15 protein-coding genes are annotated in these 17289 nt (G+C 68.5%); 11 read left to right on the top strand and 4 right to left on the bottom strand.

Annotated elements, in window-relative coordinates:
* Positions 1–99: 99 nt before the first annotated feature.
* The 7 genes from ACSMFO_RS01420 to ACSMFO_RS01390 all read left to right on the top strand — a co-directional run bounded on the left by ACSMFO_RS01420 (position 100) and on the right by ACSMFO_RS01390 (position 7894).
* Positions 100–1047 carry a methionyl-tRNA formyltransferase gene (locus ACSMFO_RS01420; RefSeq protein WP_436456492.1) on the top strand — a complete coding sequence of 316 codons (948 nt, stop codon included), beginning with the start codon at positions 100–102 and terminating at the stop codon, positions 1045–1047.
* Positions 1048–1147: 100 nt separating this feature from the next.
* The gene (locus ACSMFO_RS01415; RefSeq protein WP_436456491.1) at positions 1148–2113 is read left to right on the top strand and encodes an RNA polymerase subunit sigma-70; all 966 of its coding nucleotides are present in this window, start codon (positions 1148–1150) and stop codon (positions 2111–2113) included.
* Positions 2113–2550 carry a PPOX class F420-dependent oxidoreductase gene (locus ACSMFO_RS01410; RefSeq protein ID WP_436456490.1) on the top strand — a complete coding sequence of 146 codons (438 nt, stop codon included), beginning with the start codon at positions 2113–2115 and terminating at the stop codon, positions 2548–2550. Before ACSMFO_RS01415 ends, ACSMFO_RS01410 begins: the two co-directional genes overlap by 1 nt.
* Before the next feature lie 118 nt (positions 2551–2668).
* Positions 2669–4774, top strand: a complete 2106-nt coding sequence (locus ACSMFO_RS01405; RefSeq protein WP_436456489.1) for an alpha-galactosidase — start codon at positions 2669–2671, stop codon at positions 4772–4774.
* Positions 4775–4912: 138 nt separating this feature from the next.
* Entirely contained in the window at positions 4913–6184 is a 1272-nt protein-coding gene (locus ACSMFO_RS01400) for an extracellular solute-binding protein (RefSeq protein ID WP_436456487.1), read from the top strand.
* Between the two features lie 7 nt (positions 6185–6191).
* Entirely contained in the window at positions 6192–7079 is an 888-nt protein-coding gene (locus ACSMFO_RS01395; protein WP_436456486.1) for a carbohydrate ABC transporter permease, read from the top strand.
* The gene (locus tag ACSMFO_RS01390; RefSeq protein ID WP_436456485.1) at positions 7076–7894 is read left to right on the top strand and encodes a carbohydrate ABC transporter permease; all 819 of its coding nucleotides are present in this window, start codon (positions 7076–7078) and stop codon (positions 7892–7894) included. Before ACSMFO_RS01395 ends, ACSMFO_RS01390 begins: the two co-directional genes overlap by 4 nt.
* Positions 7895–7942: 48 nt before the next feature.
* Here ACSMFO_RS01390 and ACSMFO_RS01385 read toward each other — a convergent pair whose 3' ends face one another.
* On the bottom strand, positions 7943–9580 hold the full coding sequence (locus ACSMFO_RS01385) for an ABC-F family ATP-binding cassette domain-containing protein (RefSeq protein WP_436456483.1): 1638 nt from the start codon (positions 9578–9580) through the stop codon (positions 7943–7945).
* A 147-nt stretch (positions 9581–9727) separates the two neighbouring features.
* On the opposite strand from ACSMFO_RS01385, the gene ACSMFO_RS01380 reads away from it, so the two are divergent.
* Complete coding sequence (locus ACSMFO_RS01380; protein WP_360084667.1) at positions 9728–10618, top strand: PaaX family transcriptional regulator; 891 nt, start codon at positions 9728–9730, stop codon at positions 10616–10618.
* 36 nt (positions 10619–10654) lie between these two features.
* Positions 10655–11434, top strand: a complete 780-nt coding sequence (locus tag ACSMFO_RS01375; protein ID WP_436456481.1) for an enoyl-CoA hydratase/isomerase family protein — start codon at positions 10655–10657, stop codon at positions 11432–11434.
* 5 nt (positions 11435–11439) lie between these two features.
* Here the strand turns inward: ACSMFO_RS01375 and ACSMFO_RS01370 are convergent, their stop codons facing one another.
* Together ACSMFO_RS01370 and ACSMFO_RS01365 are read right to left on the bottom strand one after the other, a co-directional pair.
* A complete protein-coding gene (locus tag ACSMFO_RS01370; protein ID WP_436456480.1) occupies positions 11440–12348 on the bottom strand; it encodes a CU044_5270 family protein in 909 nt (302 codons plus the stop codon).
* Entirely contained in the window at positions 12341–12844 is a 504-nt protein-coding gene (locus ACSMFO_RS01365; RefSeq protein ID WP_436456479.1) for an RNA polymerase sigma factor, read from the bottom strand. Before ACSMFO_RS01365 ends, ACSMFO_RS01370 begins: the two co-directional genes overlap by 8 nt.
* A 319-nt stretch (positions 12845–13163) precedes the next feature.
* Here ACSMFO_RS01365 and ACSMFO_RS01360 point away from each other — a divergent pair, with 319 nt between their 5' ends.
* Positions 13164–15380, top strand: a complete 2217-nt coding sequence (locus ACSMFO_RS01360) for a glycosyl hydrolase family 18 protein (protein ID WP_436456478.1) — start codon at positions 13164–13166, stop codon at positions 15378–15380.
* Positions 15381–15415: 35 nt separating this feature from the next.
* Here ACSMFO_RS01360 and ACSMFO_RS01355 read toward each other — a convergent pair whose 3' ends face one another.
* Entirely contained in the window at positions 15416–16123 is a 708-nt protein-coding gene (locus ACSMFO_RS01355) for an SDR family NAD(P)-dependent oxidoreductase (protein WP_436456476.1), read from the bottom strand.
* Between the two features lie 42 nt (positions 16124–16165).
* Between ACSMFO_RS01355 and ACSMFO_RS01350 the strand changes: the two genes are divergently transcribed.
* Positions 16166–17182, top strand: a complete 1017-nt coding sequence (locus ACSMFO_RS01350; protein ID WP_436456475.1) for a lactonase family protein — start codon at positions 16166–16168, stop codon at positions 17180–17182.
* Positions 17183–17289 lie beyond the last annotated feature (107 nt).

Below are 17289 nucleotides of genomic sequence, written 5' to 3'. Positions count from 1 at the left end.
TCGCAACAAAGACCAGGGAACCCTAACCTAAGTTAGGTGAGGCTCAACTAGTACTTTCAGTGGTGATGTTCATCCCTCGACCAGGAGGAGGCCGGTCCCATGCGGGTCGCCATGTTCGGATACCAGACCTGGGGACACCGCACCCTGCGGGCCTTGATCGACGCGGGTCACGAGGTCGCCCTCGTCGTCACCCACCCGAAGAGTGACCACGCCTACGAGAAGATCTGGTCCGACTCCGTCGCGGACCTCGCCGAGGAGAACGGGATCCGCGCACTGTTGCGGCAGAGTCCCGACGACGCGGAACTCCTGGCAGAGCTGAAGGAAGCCGATCTCGACCTCATCGTCGCCAACAACTGGCGCACCTGGCTGCCGCCGGAGATCTTCGAGATGCCGCGGTACGGCACGCTGAACGTCCACGACTCGCTGCTGCCCGCCTACGCCGGCTTCTCGCCGCTGATCTGGGCGCTCATCAACGGCGAGAAGGAGGTCGGCCTCACCGCCCACATGATGGACGCCGACCTCGACGCGGGCGACATCGTGCTGCAGCGCTCCGTCCCGGTCGGACCGAAGGACACGACGACCGATCTGTTCCACCGGACGGTCGACCTCATCGCGCCTATCACCACCGAAGCCATCGAGCTGATCGCGAAGGGCAACTTCACCCCGGTCAAACAGGACAGGTCGAGGGCCAGCTTCTTCCACAAGCGCGCCCTGCGAGACAGCCTCATCGACTGGTCGTGGCCCGCGGACGAGATCGAGCGGCTGGTGCGCGCCCAGTCCGACCCGTACCCCAACGCCTTCACCTACCACCGCGGCAAGCAGCTACGCGTGATCCGCTCCTCGGTGTCGGTGGGCCAATACGGCGGCACCCCCGGCCGGATCTTCATCCGAGAGGGTGAAGGCGTCGTGATCGTCGCCGGGCCCGAATCGCGCCGCGGCCGGTCGCACGGGCTCGTCATCGAGCGGGTGCGGACCGAGGACGGCACCGAACTGGCCGCGACCGAGTACTTCCGCACCATGGGCGGATACCTCACCACCCGTCCCTGACCTGCGGTTTCCGCGGTCCCGCGAAAAAGTCATCGCGGGATCGATGAGTTCCGGCGAAGGGCGCCGTTACATCGGGTAAGAACACTCGATGGGAGGCGCCATGACCGACACGATCGCCGCGGCGAAGGCGGGAGACGAAACCGCCTTCGCCGCGCTCACCGGACAACACCGCCGGGAACTGCACGTCCACTGCTACCGGATGCTCGGCTCGTTCGACGAGGCGGAAGACGCCGTCCAGGAGGCGCTGCTCAACGCGTGGCGCGGGCTGGACACGTTCGACGGCGGCAACTTCCGCGCGTGGCTGTACCGGATCGCCACCAACGCCTGCCTCGACGCGATCCGCAAGAAGGACCGCCGGGTGCCGTCGGTCCGCTCGTTCGCCGAAGTCCCTTGGATCCAGCCGTATCCGGACCGCCTGCTGGACGAGATCGCGCCCTCGGAGGCCGAACCGCACGCGCTCGCCATCGCCAGGGAAACCATCGAACTCGCCTTCCTCGCGGTCCTGCAGATGCTGCCGCCGCGCCAACGCGCGGTGCTGATCCTGCGCGACGTCCTCGGCTGGCAGGCCGCCGAAACCGCCGAACTGCTCGATCTCTCGGTCCCCGCCGCGAACAGCGCACTGCAACGCGGCCGCGCGACCCTGCGTGAACGCCTCCCGCAGCAACGCGGCGAATGGTCGGTCTCGGCTCCCTCCGAAGAGGAACGGGCGCTGGTCCGGCGGCTCGTCGAAGCCCACGACAGCGGCGATTTCAGCACTTTGAGCAGTCTGGTCCGCGACGACGTCCGCGTGACCATGCCGCCGGAGCCCCACTGCTACATCGGCCTCGAACACCTCGCCCGGCACGGGAGGATCGCCGAAGAGATGGGCGAATGGCGCGCCGTCCCCGTCGACGCGAACCGGATGCCCGCCTTCGCTTCGTATCTGCGGCGTCCCGGCGACACCGTCTTCCGTGCCTTCAAGCTCGACCTCGTCTGCGTCATCGACGGCAAGGCCGCGGAGTTCACCACGTTCGACAGTCACCTGTTCCCGGCCTTCGGCCTGGACGCCGTCCTGGAGGGAAAGTAATGCCGGAGAAGATGACCGACGAGCAGCGCCGCGCCTTCCTCGCCGAAGGCACCCGCACCGCCGTCTTCGCGACGGTCCGCCCCGACGGCAGGCCGCACGCGGTACCGGTCTGGTTCGCCCTCGACGGGGACGACATCCTGGTCAACCTGGGTGCGGACACGGTCAAAGGCAGGGCGCTCAAGGAGAATCCGCGGGTTTCGGTGGTCGCCGACGACCCTGTTCCGCCGTACTCGTTCGTCAGCGTCGAGGGCGTGGCGGAGATCGTTTCGGATCCGGACGGCGTCCGGCTCGGCTCGGAAGTGATCGCCCGGCGGTACCTCGGCGAAGCGGGGCAGGAGGTCATCGACGGCTGGCTGGCGTACGCGACCTCGCCGGGGAAGGTGATCGTGCGGGTGCGGCCGGAGCATTTCGTGGCCATCGCGAAGGTCGGCGGCTGACCGCTTCCCAAGTACATGAAGGCCCCCTTCCTTGCGCCTAGGTACAGGAAGGGGGCCTTCATGTACCGGCGAGCGGGAGCCCCTGGTCACCGCGGGCGCCGGGCGTCAGGATGGGCCCGTGGCCGAGATCGTTTTCGACGACAGCACCCGTTCCTGGCTCATCCGCACGGCAGCCACGAGCTACGCGCTCCGGCTGACCGACGACGACGCGCCCTCCCACGTCTACTGGGGCCCGGCGCTCACCGCCGATCAGCTCGCCGACGTCCTCAGCCGGACCGAGGAACGCTGGGATTCCTTCAACGATCCCAACGAGGGGCTGGACGAACTGGCCGCCGACGGCGGTACCCGCTACTGGACGCCCGCCCTCCAGGTCCGGTTCGCCGACGGGACCCGCGCCCTCGAATGGCGCTACCTCGGCCACGACATCGACGACGTGAGCTTGCGCGTCCACTTCCGCGATCGCCACTACCCGCTGCGGATCACGCTCGGCTACCGCGTCCCGGCGGGCACGGACGTCATCGAGCGCTGGACCGAACTCGCCCACGACGGCACGGACGGCCCGATCGAGATCATCCGCGCCGACTCGGCGACCTGGGTCGCGCCGATCCGGCCGGACTACCGGATCAGCCACGTCACCGGCGGCTGGGCCGCCGAGAGCCAGTTGCTCCGCGAGCCCGTCCCCCACGGCGAGACCACGTTCGGCAGCAGGCGCGGCATCACCAGTCATCACGCCAATCCGTGGGTGATGCTCGACGACGGCGAAGCCACCGAGCGGCACGGCGAGGTCTACAGCGCCGCGCTCGCGTGGAGCGGTTCGTGGCGGATCACCACCACGCGCTCCTCCACCGGCCGGCTCACCGTGACCGGCGGCTTCGGCCAGGACGGCGTCGTCCCGCGGCTCGCACCCGGTGACACGCTCACCACCCCGGTCTTCGCCGGGCTGTACACCGACGGCGGATTCGGCGCCGCGAGCCGCGCGTGGCATGCGTACACGCTCGACCACGTCCTCCCTCATCCCGGCGAAATCCGGCCGGTGCTCTACAACTCTTGGGAGGCAACGGGTTTCGACGTCACCGAAGCCGGGCAACGCGCGCTGGCGGAGAAGGCCGCGGCGCTCGGCGTGGAACTGTTCGTGATGGACGACGGCTGGTTCGGAGCCCGCAGCGGTGATCACGCGGGCCTCGGCGACTGGCAGGTCAACCGCGACAAGTTCCCCGGCGGTCTCGAACCGCTCGTCCGCGAGGTGCACCGGCTCGGCATGAGGTTCGGGCTCTGGGTCGAACCCGAAATGGTCAACCCGGACAGCGATCTGTACCGCGCCCACCCGGACTGGGTCCTGCACCATCCACATCGGACCCGGTCGGAACTGCGACGGCAGCTGGTGCTCAACTTCGCCCGGCCGGACGTCGCCGAATGGGCGTTCGGCACGCTCGACTCCCTCGTCGGCGAGCACGGGATCGACTTCCTGAAATGGGACATGAACCGCCCCTTCAGCGAAGCGGGCTGGCCCGGTGCAGTCGATCCGGACACGCTGTGGGTGGAGCACACCCGCTCGGTCTACGCGATCATGGACCGCCTCCGCGCCCGGCATCCCGGGCTGCGGATCGAGGCGTGCAGCGGCGGTGGCGGGCGGATCGACCTCGGGGTGATGGCCAGGACCGATCAGGTCTGGACGTCCGACAACACCGACGCGCTCGACAGGCTCGTCATCCAGCACGGCTACGGCCAGGTGTACCCGGCGCGCGCGATGTCGGCGTGGGTCACCGACGACCCCAACTTCGTCACCCGGCGGTCCACTCCCCTGCGTTTCCGGTTCCACGTCGCGATGGCCGGCGTGCTCGGCATCGGTGGCGACATCGTGAAATGGCCCGAGGAGGATCTGGTCTACGCACGGGAACAGATCGCGCTGTACAAGGACATCCGGCCGATCGTCCAGCACGGCAGGCTTCACCGTCTCGTGCCGCCTGCCACCGACGGTGTCTCCGCGCTGCAGTACGTGGCGGCCGACGGCGGACGCGCGGTAGTGTTCGTGTTCCGGCAAGCGGCACATTTCCACACTCGCGAACGACCGCTCCGGCTCGACGGTCTCGACCCTGCCGCCCGCTACCGTGACGAGGACTCCGGAAAGGTGTGGCACGGCGCCTCGCTCCTGGCACACGGCCTGTTCCCCGGCCTTCCGGACGGCGATTTCGCGAGTGCGGTGATCCGGTTGACGAAGGTCTAGGCCCGCCGATAGATCAGATGTATCGCCACTTTTCGCCCGCCGACGCCCGCCAGGACTGCTTGACATCACCCTAGACATCCGATCGAATGCCGTCGTATATGAGACGTCGTGCATCGCCGCGAGAAGGGTGACTGGGGCATGAGAAGGTCCTTCGCGTTGGGAGCCGCACTACTCCTCGCCGCGAGCCTCACCGGTTGCACCGTCGGCGGCGGGACGGACGCCTCCGGCGGCGAGATCACCTTCCTGACGTTCGAGACGCCGAACCTCCCACCGTCCTATTGGGACTCCGCCATCAAACGCGTCACGGACAAAAATCCCGGCCTGAGCGTGAAGAAACTGGTCGCCCCGTCGACCGACCGCACCGGCTACGCCAAACAACTCCTGCAGTCCGGCCAGTTCCCCGACGTCGCGATCGCCGTCGATTCGGCCGGGTTCGCCGAATCGGGCAACCTCTACGCTTGGACACCCGAAGAACTCAAGGACTTCCAGTTCCCCGGTGCCAACCCGATCAAGGGCGGGCACCACCAGCTTCCCGCCAACACCCAGACCATCCCGCCGATCTACTACAACAAGAAGCTCTTCGCCGACGCCGGGATCACGTCGGCGCCGTCGACCTGGAACGAGCTCCTCGCGGCGTCGGAGAAACTGAAGGCGAAGGGCATCACGCCGTTCACCATCGGCGGCGGCAAGGAAGGGTTCCCGTCCGCGATGCTGCTGGACGGCCTGGTCAGCGTCGAGGTCTACGGCAAGACACCGGACTGGCTTTCCCAGCGGCGGGCCGACAAGGTCAAGTTCGCCGACCCGGCCTTCCAGCAGGCGTTCGGCAAGTTCGCCGATCTGGTGGCCAAGGGCTACCTCGACAAGACGCAGGTGTCGCGCGACTACTCCGCGACCGAGGCGGCCTTCCTCAACGGCGAGGGCGCGATGTACCCGATGGGCAACTGGTTCGCCGCGAGCGCCGACGCCAAGGAGCCGCCGTTCGAGATCGGCGTCTTCAACTTTCCTTCCGAGGACGGGAAACTCGTCGTGCCCGCGTACACCGGTGGCGGCATCGTCGTGAACGCGAAGTCTCGGAACCTCGACGCGGCAAGGAAGTTCGCGCTCGCGTTCCAGCTGGACAAGCAGCAGATCGACGCCTCGGTCAAGGCCGACGGCCTGTTCCCCGCGATCAAGGGCTACACACCGCCCGCCGACGTCGGACCGGTCTTCAAAGCGGGATACGAGCTGTACAAGGAAGCCGTCGCGAAGAACGCCGTCGTGAACGCCTTCAGCTGGGAAACCGCGGACGACGGGCTCCTGCCGGGGATGAAGGACAAGGTGTACCAGGCCGCGCAGGACGTCATCACCGGCCGCAGAACGGTGGCCGACGCGTGCGCGTTCCTGGACACCGAGTGGGCGAAGGCGCGCTGACACCACGATGGGGAGAAAACCGATCCTGCCGCGCGTGTGGCACTTCGCCTCATTCGGCGCGCCCGGCGTCGTCATCTACCTGTGCTTCGTCATGGCACCGATCCTCATCAGCTTCGGCTACAGCCTGACGAACCACAACCCGTTCAGCCCGCCCGCGGAATTCGTGGGTCTCGAGAACTACCGGCTGCTGTTCCAGGACGAACAGTTCCTGACCGCGCTCCGCGTCACCACGATCCTGACCGCGATCGTCGTGGTCGTGCCGAACGTGCTCGGGCTCGGCGTCGCGGTGCTGCTCGACCGGAAAGGCTGGCTGTACAACGCTTTGCGGAGCGTGTTCTTCACGCCCGTGATCCTCAGCTCGGTCGTGGTCAGCATCATCTGGACGAAACTGCTCGACGACCGGGGCCCGGTCAACGACGCGCTCCGCGCCCTCGGCGTCGAGCATCCGCCGGGCTGGCTTTCCGACCCGGATCTGGCGTTGTACTCGGTCGCGTCGATCGTGTGCTGGCAGATGCTGGGGTTCTGCGTGGTCGTGTACCTCGCCGGTTTGCAGGGCGTCCCGGCCGAACTGCTGGAGGCCGCGGAGATCGACGGTGCCGGGCCGGTGCGCCGGTTCCGCGCGGTGACCTGGCCGCTGCTCGCGCCGTCGCTGACGATCAACACCGTCGTGCTGCTGATCTCGGCGTTCAAGACCTACGACTACGTCAAGGTCGTCACCAACGGCGGACCGGGTTCGGGGACCACGGCCACCATCGCGTTCGACGTTCTCGCCACCGGCCTCGACGCGAACCACGTCGGCTACGCGTCCGCGATGGCCATGGTGATGCTGGTGATCGTCGCGACGCTGACCACGATCGTGCTGCGTTTCCTGCGGCGGCGGGAGGTCGACCTGTGACCACGAAAATCCGGCCCGTCGCCGCGATCCTGGTGAGCGCGCTCTTCGCCGTGCCGCTGTACTACGTGCTCGTCAACGTGTTCAAACCCGGCGATCAGATCGCCCGGACGCCGGCGTCGGTCCCGCTGCCACCGACGCCGGCCAACATCCACGCCGTGCTCACCCGGCCCGACGGCCTGTTCTGGGTGAGCCTGGCGAACAGCCTGCTCGTCACCCTGTTGTCGATCCTCGTGCTGACCGTGCTTTCGGCCATGCTCGGGCACTACCTGGCGCGGTCGGCCAAGCGGTGGACCAGGGTGCTCGCGCTGATCCTGTTGGCGGGCTTGATGATCCCTCCTCAGGTGATCCTCATCCCGGTCACCGAGGTGCTGCGGCTGACCGGACTGATGGCGACGATCCAGGGTCTGGTGCTGTTCAACGTCGGCTACTACGTGCCGTTCGGGGTCTTCGTGTTCACCGGGTTCATCCGCGGGGTGCCGGTGGAACTCGAGGAGGCCGCCCGGCTCGACGGCGCGAGCCGGGCACAGGTGTTCTGGCGGATCGTGTTCCCGTTGCTGCGCCCGGCCACGGCGAGTGTGCTGATCTTCCTCGGCGTGTGGATCTGGAACGACTTCATCGATCCGTTGATCATCCTCGGCCCCAGCCAGGGGACCACGGTCACCACCGGGATCTACCGCTCGATCGGCCAGTACCAGGCGGATCTCGGCAGCGTCTTCGCGCTCATGTTCCTGGCGACGCTGCCGGTGCTCATCTTCTATCTGGCACTGCAGAAGCAGTTCGTGAAGGGCCTCACCGGGGGCGCGACCAAGGGCTGACCTCGCGTTTAGTCCTCTGAATGCGCACGCATTCAGAGGACTAAACGCTCAGAGTTCGGTGACCTTCCCTTCGGCCACTTCCAGCCGCCGCGTCGTCGCCACCGCGTCCAGCATCCGCCGGTCGTGCGTCACCAGCAGCAGCGTCCCGGGATACTCCGCCAGCGCCGACTCCAGCTGCTCGATCGCGGGCAGGTCGAGATGGTTCGTCGGCTCGTCGAGCACCAGCAGGTTCACCCCGCGCGCCTGCAGCAGCGCCAGAGCCGACCGGGTCCGCTCCCCCGGCGACAACGTGGCCGCCGACCGCAGGACGTGCGCGGCCTTGAGCCCGTACTTCGCCAGTAGCGTCCGCACGTCGGCGTCGGCGAGTTCCGGTACCTCCCTGGAGAACGCCTCGACGAGCGGAAGGTCGCCGAGGAACAGCTTCCGCGCCTGGTCGACTTCCCCGACCACGACCCCGGAACCGAGCGAGGCGGCGCCCTCGTCGACCGGGACCCGCCCGAGCAGCGCCGCGAGCAGCGTCGACTTCCCGGCACCGTTGGCCCCGGTGATCGCGACCTTGTCCGCCCAGTCGATCTGCAGGTCGACCGGGCCGAGGGTGAACCCGCCGCGCCGCACCACCGCGCCACGCAGGGTCGCCACGACCGCGCCCGCCCGGGGCGCCGCGGCGATCTCCATCCGCAGTTCCCATTCCTTGCGCGGTTCTTCGACGACGTCGAGCCGCTCGATCATGCGGTCGGTCTGGCGTGCCTTCGACGCCTGCTTCTCGGTCGCCTCGCTCCGGAACTTGCGGCCCACCTTGTCGTTGTCGGTGGCCTTGCGCCGGGCGTTCTTGACGCCCTTCTCCATCCACGAACGCTGCATCGCACCACGGGCTTCGAGCGACGCCTTGGTGTTCGCGTACTCCTCGTACTCCTCCCGGGCGTGCCGTCGCGCGACGGCACGCTCCTCCAGGTAAGCCTCGTAGCCGCCGCCGTAGGTCCGCACCTGCTGCTGCGCGTAGTCGAGCTCGACGACGCGATCGACGGTGCGGGCGAGGAATTCCCGGTCGTGGCTGACCAGCACGGTCCCCGCGCGCAGCCCGGTCACGAACCGCTCCAGCCGTTCCAGGCCGTCGAGATCGAGGTCGTTGGTCGGCTCGTCGAGCAGGAAGATGTCGTACCGGCTCAGCAGCAGCGACGCCATCCCGGCGCGCGCCGCCTGCCCGCCCGAGAGCGACAGCATCGGCTGATCGAGGTTCACGGTGAGCCCGAGATCCGCGACGACCTCCCCCGCCCGATCGTCCAGATCCGCCCCGCCGAGCGCGAGCCAGCGATCGAGTGCCAGCCCGTAGGCGTCGTCCGCGCCGGGCTCGCCCGCCGTGAGCGCCTCGGTGGCGGCGTCGAGCGCGGCCTGGGCGGCGGTGACGCCGGTGCGCCGGGAGAGGAACGCGCGGACGGACTCACCCTCGCGGCGTTCCGGTTCCTGCGGAAGGTGACCGACGGTGGCCGTCGGCGGGTTCAGCCGGACACTGCCCTCTTCCGGCGGCACGAGGCCGCCGAGGGTCTTCAGCAGGGTCGACTTGCCCGCGCCGTTCACCCCGACGAGACCGATCACTTCGCCCGGGGCGACGACCAGGTCGAGACCGGAGAACAGAACACGGTCGCCGTGGCCGGCGGCGAGATCCTTGGCAACGAGTGTGGCGCTCATGAGATCGGTAAGTCTACGGGGACCGATTGAACAGCTCGTGGTCCCTCGGAAGAGTGGCAAGTATCCAAGCGATCACGGAACGTGGGTAACCTGGTTGTTCTTCTGGACCCGAACGAATCCCCCGAGCATTGAGGTCGGTGACAGCAAATGGCGGACTCCGCCACCCCGGTCCCCGTCGTCCACCAGCAGAAAGGCGGTACCCGCAGGCCGACATTGAGCAGGCGGCGGGAAGTCGGTCATGCCAGCGCGCGGTCGCTGCTGATGACGATCCTCGGCGAGTACGTCCTGCCCCGCGACCAAGCGATTTGGACGTCGACACTGGTCGAGGCACTGCGGGTGCTGGACATCGAAGAGAAGTCCGCGCGGCAGGCGCTGGCCCGTTCCTCCGCCGAGGGCTGGGTGGTCTCCGAACGCGTCGGACGAAGAGTGCGCTGGTCGCTCACCCCACCAGGCAGGCGCCTGCTGACCGAAGGCGCGGAACGGATCTACGCGTTCGGCAACGAGGAAAAGGCCTGGGACGGGCGCTGGCTGATGCTGATCGTCTCGGTCCCCGAGGCGAAGCGGGATCTCCGCCATCGGCTTCGCACGCGCCTGACGTGGGCCGGGTTCGGTTCCCCGGTCGCGGGGGTCTGGGTCAGCCCGGATCTCAGCCGCCAGCGGGAAGCCCAGCAGATCGTGCAGGAACTCGGCCTCGACGCCCAGGCGATGTCGTTCACCGCCGCCTACGGCGACGTCGGCGACCAGGAGACGATGGTCGCGCGCTCCTGGGATTTGAGCGAACTCAAAGACCGCTACGAGGACTTCATCGACCGCTTCACCGGTGCCCGGCCCTCCGGCGAACGCGGCGTCCTGCGCGCGCAGACCGAACTCGTACACGAATGGCGCAGCTTCCCGTTCCTCGATCCACGGCTCCCGCTAAAACTCCTCCCCGACGGTTGGAGCGGCGTGCGCGCGGCGGACCTCTTCCACCGCAAGCACGTCGAATGGCGACCGGAAGCACAGGCGCAATGGGACGAACTCGCGGCGACCTCGGGCTAGGGTCACGGGAAACCGACCCACCGGAGGGAATCCGCCTTGGCCACGTCGATCCGCCTCGACCGTGAAGAAGACCTCGCCGTCCTGACCATCGCTTCGCCGCCGCTGAACCTGTACACGGCGGACCTGCAGCGCGAACTGGGCGAGGCGATCGGCGAACTGGAGGCCACGCCGCCGCGCGCGGCATTGATCCGCGCCGAGGGCAAGATCGTCAGCGGCGGGGTGGACGTCTCCCTGTTCGACGCCCAGTCGAGCGCCGCCGAGGCGAAGGTGCTCTTCGACGAGATGCTGGCGATCCCCGACCGGATCGCCGCACTCCCGTTCCCCACCGTGTTCGCCGCCCACGGTCTGTGCCTGACCTGGGCGTTCGAGGTCGCGGTCGCCTGCGACATCATCCTCGCGAGCGAGAAGGCCAAGTTCGGCCTGGTCGAGAGGGTCGTCGGCCTGACCCCGACCATGGGCGGCACGCAGCGGCTCGCCGCCCGCGCCGGGGTCGGCCGCGCCAAGGAGTTCGTGATGACAGGCGCGACCTACGACGCCGCGACACTCGAACGCTGGAACGTGGTCAACCGGGTGTTCCCGGTGGACGGTTTCGACGAGGCCGTCCGCGCTTTCACGACCGACCTCGCGCAGGGCCCGACGCGGGCGCACGCCGCGACCAAGAAGGTGCTCGAGCACTACGAGCACGGCGGCGTCGCCGAGGCGAACGAGCACATCACGACCATCGCCGCCGGGCTCTTCGAGACCGAAGATCTGCGCGGCGCGGTGAAGTCGTTCCTCGCCGAGGGTCCCGGCAAGGCGACCTTCACCGGCCGCTGATCGGCCTAGGGCCGTTGTCCGGCCTCGTCCACCACGCCGGACGCGGTCACCGCGGTCGAATTCGTGCCCAGATACAGGAAGGTGTCGGCGGCGAAGACGATCACCACCGGTTTCGCCACCTTCGGGTCGTCATGCGGTCCGAGCGGCCACGTGATGCCGACACCGGGCCTGCCCGCCGCGTCCTCGGTGTGGTCGACGGCGCGCAGCCCGGGCACCTTGGCGGCCGCGCCGAACAGGGCGGCCCGGACCGCCGGCGGGAGGAGGTTCTCGTTCGCCAGCGCGAGGATGTCCTTGCCCATCGCGTTGTAGTCACCCGTCTCACCGCTGTGATGGGCGTTGAGGTAGGCGAACATCGCCTCGGCGTCGGCGGGGAGGTCCGTCCGGTAGGCGGGTGACGGCGTGCAGGGCTCCGTGACGCCCTTGAGCGGCTGGTCGCCCTTGTAGACCTGCCCCCGCCCGTCCCGGCAACCCGGGAGCGGGAAGAGCGAGCCGTCGGCCATCTTGATCCGCCCGTCACGGGTGCCGTCGGCCGACAGCCACGCCTCCCGCTCGCCGTCGGGCTGCTTCGTCTTGGTGTAGACGAACTGGTCCGGTTTCGGCCGGGTGTCCGGCGCCTTCAGCGCGGCCGCGGCGGCGTTGCGGAGGACGACGACGGGGTCCGCGACGGCCGCGGTCGGCTCCAGGCCGACCTTCTCGACCGGCGCCAGCGCGACGACGGCGGTGATCGCCGCGGCGATCCCGACCGCACCGGCGCCGGTCCAGACCCAGCGCCGCCGTTTGTTCAGCGGCACCACGTTTTCCGTTCCGGTGCAGGCGATTTCGGCCATCAATCGCGCGCGTGCCGAGCCGAGGGCGCCGGATTCCGCGAGGGGCACCGATCCGGTCCGCCCGGCGATCAGCTGCAGTTCATCCATGGGTGGAGATCTCCTTCGCAATCGTGGTGTCCGGGCGCCCGAGCGCCTCGCGGACCTTCCGGCGGGCACGGTTGAGCCGGGAGCGGACGGTGCCGAGCGGGATGTCGAGCGCAGCGGCGATCTCCTCGTAGCTCAGGCCTTCCCCGGCGAACAACGTGAGCGTGTCGCGGTCGCCGTCGGCCAGTTCCGCGAGCGCGGAGTCCAGCAGTTTTCCCATCGCCTCGGCGGTCACCTGATCGGCGACGCGTTCGGCATGCCCCTCTTCGTCGGGTGGCGGGCCGAGGGCTTCCCGCAGTTTCAGCTCCCTGACCTCGTCACGGCGCCGCTGCGCGACCAGGTTGGTCGCGATGCCGTAGAGCCACGGCCGGGCGTCGCGGCGCTCGGTGTCGTATCCCGCGCGTTTGCGGAAGGCGATCAGGAACGTCTCCCCCCAGCGCGTCTTCCGCGGCCGCGGGCCCGATACGTCTGACCAGGTAGCGGTGGATGTGCGCGGCATGCCGGTCGAAGATCGCGGAGAACCGGTCCGGGCTGGTCACCGACCTCGCGATCACTTCCGCGTCCTCCGGATCGCCGGGATCCGCCTCGGATGAGCTCATGAACCGCCTTTCGCCGTTCGTCGGTGTCACTTGTTGTCCGCATCCGGCGCCGAACGGGTTCACGACCGACGAATCGGTCTAGACCTTTTATGCGTGCCGCGCTACATTCATCTGTGGTCTAGACCACACGCGCCAGTTCAGAGCAGGTCAGTCTCGCCGCCTCTTTTGGAGAGAACCGCCATGAGACGCACCAGAAGAAGACTACTCAGCGCACTCACCGTGACACTCCTCGCCGCCGGGCTCCTCGTGGCCGCAGGTAATCCGGCGTTGGCGGCGGGCCGCCTCCGCGCCGCCTTCACCTTGGCCGGAACCACCGGTGAGTACACCGTCACCAACCCCAGCAGCGAAACCGTCGCCGACTGGTCCATCACCTTCACCGTGCCCGCCGGCGTGACCGCCACGAGCGGCTCGCACGCCACGGTTTCCCAGTCGGGCAACCAGGTCACCCTCACCCCGGCGTTCTACATCAAGTCGCTCGCGCCGGGCCGTTCGACCTATCCCTACAGCCCGTCGTTCCAGCTCAGTTCCGCGGTCAACCCGACCACGTGCCGGATCGACGACGCCAACTGCGACGGTTCCGGCGACACGCCGCCGTCGACCCCGGCCAACCTGCGTCTCGTGGCGAAGACGACCACGACCGCCGCGCTGGCGTGGAACGCCGCGGCTCCCGGCTCGCTGCCCGTCGTCGGCTACGACGTCTACCAGGGCACCACGCTGGCGGCCTCGGTCACCGGCACCGAAGCGAGGATCACCGGGCTGACGCCGAACACGGCCTACAGCTTCACCGTCGTCGCCAAGGACCGGAAGGACGCCAAGTCCCCGCCCACCCCCGCGTTGGCGGTGACCACCAACAACCCGAGCGACGACACCCAGGCTCCGACGGTGCCGTCGAACCTCCGCTCGACCGCGGTCACCTCGGGCTCGGTCTCGCTGGCGTGGAACGCGTCCACGGACAACACCGGCGTCGTCTCCTATGACGTCTACCGCGGCACGACCCTCGCCACCACCGTCACCGGGACGACCGCGACGGTGACCGGGCTTTCACCGTCCACTTCGTACTCTTTCACGGTCAAAGCCCGTGACGGGTACGACAACGTCTCCGCCGCGAGCGCCGCCGTCAGCGCTCGCACCGGCGACATCGTGAACGGGTACGCCCGGGTCGGCTACTTCGTCCAGTGGGGTATCTACGGCCGCCAGTTCTTCGTCAAGAACCTGGTGACCAACGGCTCGGCCGCCAAGCTGACCCATCTGCTGTACGCCTTCGGGAACATCGACCCGGTCAACCACACCTGCCTTTCGGGTGTCACCAAGGGAACGACGTCCAATCCGCAGGACCCGAACCAGGGCGACGGCGCGGGCGACGCGGAAGCCGACTACTCGCGGCCGATGTCCGCGTCCCAGTCCGTCGACGGTGTCGGCGACACCGGCTGGGAGACGCTGCGCGGCAACTTCAACCAGCTGAAGAAGCTCAAGGCCAAGTACCCCAACCTGAAGGTGCTCATCTCCTTGGGCGGGTGGACCTACTCGAAGTACTTCTCCGATGTCGCGGCCACCCCCGCGTCGCGGCAGAAGTTCGTCGCGTCGTGCATCGACACGTACCTGAAGGGGAACGTGAAGGCGTACGGCGGCGCCGGCGGTCCGGGCACGGCCGCGGGCATCTTCGACGGCATCGACATCGACTGGGAGTGGCCCGGCAGCCCCGACGGGCACCCCGGGAACCATTGGAGCGCCAACGACAAGACGAACCTGACCGCGCTGCTGGCCGAGTTCCGCACGCAGATGGACGCCTACGGCGCGACCACCGGCAAGCGGTACGAACTGCAGGCGTTCACCCCCGCCGACCCGGCGAAGGTGAAGGGCGGCTGGGAGATCCCGAAGATCTTCGACTACCTCGACGTCGCGAACGTGCAGGGCTACGACTTCCACGGCTCGGGCAGCGACAACTCGTGGGAGCCGAACCGCACCGGCCATCAAGGGAACCTGTACGCCGACGCGGACGATCCGTACAACTTCAAGTTCAGTGTGGAATCGGCGATCAACGCCTACACCGAAGCCGGTGCCAATCCACGGAAACTGACCCTCGGGCTCGCCTTCTACGGGAGAGGCTGGCAAGGGGTCGCGGAAGGCGGGAAGAAGGGCGAATGGCAGAGCGCGACCGGAGCCGCGCCCGGCCAGTTCGCCGAGGAAGCAGGTACTCGTGGCTACGCGAATCTCTTGGCCAGTGTCCCCAACTGCGCCGTCCAGCACGACACCGCGGCCGTGGCCACGTCGTGCTACACCGGCAACGGCGGGCAATGGTGGACCTTCGACGACGCCTGGTCCATCCAGCAGAAGGTCGCCTGGCTCAAGACACGAGGGCTGCTCGGGGTCATGGCCTGGGAGATGTCCGGTGACACCGGATCCCTCATGACCACAGTGGACAACTCGCTGAAGTGACGGTCCCCCTGGGTGCCGGTGTCCGGCACCCAGGGCTAGACCGAGTCCTTGGTCGCGGACCAGCCGCCGTCGACCACCAGTTGCGTCCCCGTGACGTACGAGGCCGCGGACGAGGCAAGGAACGCGATCACCTCGGCCACCTCGGCGGGATCCCCGAGTCTCCCCGCCGGGGTGGCCTTGACCGCGCGGGCGTGATCGGCGTCGTCCACCGCGTCCCAGACCGGCGTGAGGATCGGGCCGGGCAGCACGGAGTTCACGCGGACGTCGGGCGCGTACTCCACGGCCAGCTGACGGCCGAGCGCCACCAAAGCTCCCTTGCTCGCCGCGTAGGCGGGCCGCCCGGGCAGGCCGACCATGGCGTGCACCGAGGAGACCAGGACGATCGAGCCCCGCCGCTCCCGCAACGACGGCAGGCAGGCCTTGGCGCCGAGATACGCGCCCGCCAGATTGACGTCCAGCTGACGGTCCCAGTCCTTCCTGCCGAGTTCGTGCAGCGGCGCCATCACCGCGGTGAACGCGTTGCTGACCAGCACGTCGACCCCGCCGCACGTCTCTTCCGCCAGCTCGACGGCCCGGCGCCAAGTGTCTTCTTCGGAAACGTCGCCGACGACGCTGTGCCGGATCCCGGGCTGCTCGGTGATGTCGATGCCGACGACGGTGTGGCCGGCTTCGGTCAGCCGCGCGACGGTCGCCGCGCCGATACCGGACGCCGCTCCCGAAACGATCGCGCAGGATGTGGTCAAAAGGGATTCACCTCCACCTCGGCTTGCTGCACAGTGTGCCTCGTGACTTCTGCGAACGACGACCGGACTCTGCTCATCGTCGGCTCCTACACCGCCGCGAGCGCCGGCCGCGGCGAAGGCATCGGCACGTTCCGGCGCGACGCACGGACCGGGGAACTGACCCCGGTGGGCTCGCTCGACCTGGATTCGCCGAGCTGGCTGACCCCGCATCCCACACTTCCGGTGCTCTACGCGGTGAACGAGACGGCCGAGGGCGCGATCACCGCCGTGGCGGTCGCCGAAGACGGGACCCTGTCGGCCTTGAACTCGCTGCCGACCGGCGGGGCGGATCCGTGCCATCTGTCGGCCACGCCGGACGGCCGGTTCCTGCTGTGCGCCAACTACAGCGGTGGCAGCCTGGCCGCGTTCGCGCTGGGCCCGGACGGGGTGCCCACCGTGCGGACGGCGCTGGTCCAGCACGAAGGCAGCGGCCCGAACGCCGACCGGCAGGAAGCCGCGCACGTCCACATGGCCGTCATCGACGAGACGGGCACGCTGGTCAGCGCCGTCGACCTGGGCACCGACGAGATCCGCAGCTATCGGCTCGGCGAGGAAGGCGAACTGATCCCCGCGTCGGTGTCGACGCTGCCCTCCGGGACCGGCCCGCGGCAACTGGTCCGGCGTCCCGGCACGAGCCACGCCTACGTCGTCGGCGAACTTGCCGCGTCGCTCGTGACGGTGCGCGAAGAGCCCCCGGGCACGTTCGCCGTGGAGAACTCCGTTCCGGCGACGCTCGAACCGGGCGGGGAGAACCTCCCGGCGCAGCTCGTCCTGCACGGCGACCGGCTGTTCCTCTCGAACCGGGGCCCCGAGCAGATCACGGAGTTCGCTTTCGACGGTGTGGCTGTGGCCGACCACGGCACCGGTGAATGGCCCCGGCACTTCTCCATCATCGGCGAGCACGTTTATGTCGCCGCGCAGAGCAGTGACGCGATCCAGGTCTACGAACACGCGACCTGGCGTCTGATCGGCACTTATCCGATCGGCAGCCCGGCCTTCGTCGGACTTTGGCCGCATTGATTCGTTCAGCCCGCTGAACGGGCGGGCCTTCTTTCTTTTCGAGGCGAATAAAGGTCTTGACGCAACTGGTTCAGACCATGACACTGAACGCACGCCGCCGGTGACCT

It is taken from the genome of Amycolatopsis sp. w19 (assembly GCF_051373225.1).
GTDB classification, from domain to species: Bacteria; Actinomycetota; Actinomycetes; order Mycobacteriales; family Pseudonocardiaceae; genus Amycolatopsis; species Amycolatopsis japonica.
The sequence above is the reverse complement of the archived record's forward strand: the minus strand, read 5'-3'. Positions and strand labels throughout refer to the sequence as shown.

What these genes read in the sequence shown, in the direction of transcription:
- ACSMFO_RS01370 (WP_436456480.1), bottom strand. Translation starts at nt 12,348, where the DNA reads ATGGATGAACTGCAGCTGATCGCCGGGCGGACCGGATCGGTGCCCCTC.
- ACSMFO_RS01385 (WP_436456483.1), bottom strand. Translation starts at nt 9,580, where the DNA reads ATGAGCGCCACACTCGTTGCCAAGGATCTCGCCGCCGGCCACGGCGAC.
- ACSMFO_RS01415 (WP_436456491.1), top strand. Translation starts at nt 1,148, where the DNA reads ATGACCGACACGATCGCCGCGGCGAAGGCGGGAGACGAAACCGCCTTC.
- ACSMFO_RS01400 (WP_436456487.1), top strand. Translation starts at nt 4,913, where the DNA reads ATGAGAAGGTCCTTCGCGTTGGGAGCCGCACTACTCCTCGCCGCGAGC.
- ACSMFO_RS01365 (WP_436456479.1), bottom strand. Translation starts at nt 12,844, where the DNA reads ATGCCGCGCACATCCACCGCTACCTGGTCAGACGTATCGGGCCCGCGG.
- ACSMFO_RS01395 (WP_436456486.1), top strand. Translation starts at nt 6,192, where the DNA reads ATGGGGAGAAAACCGATCCTGCCGCGCGTGTGGCACTTCGCCTCATTC.
- ACSMFO_RS01420 (WP_436456492.1), top strand. Translation starts at nt 100, where the DNA reads ATGCGGGTCGCCATGTTCGGATACCAGACCTGGGGACACCGCACCCTG.
- ACSMFO_RS01380 (WP_360084667.1), top strand. Translation starts at nt 9,728, where the DNA reads ATGGCGGACTCCGCCACCCCGGTCCCCGTCGTCCACCAGCAGAAAGGC.
- ACSMFO_RS01410 (WP_436456490.1), top strand. Translation starts at nt 2,113, where the DNA reads ATGCCGGAGAAGATGACCGACGAGCAGCGCCGCGCCTTCCTCGCCGAA.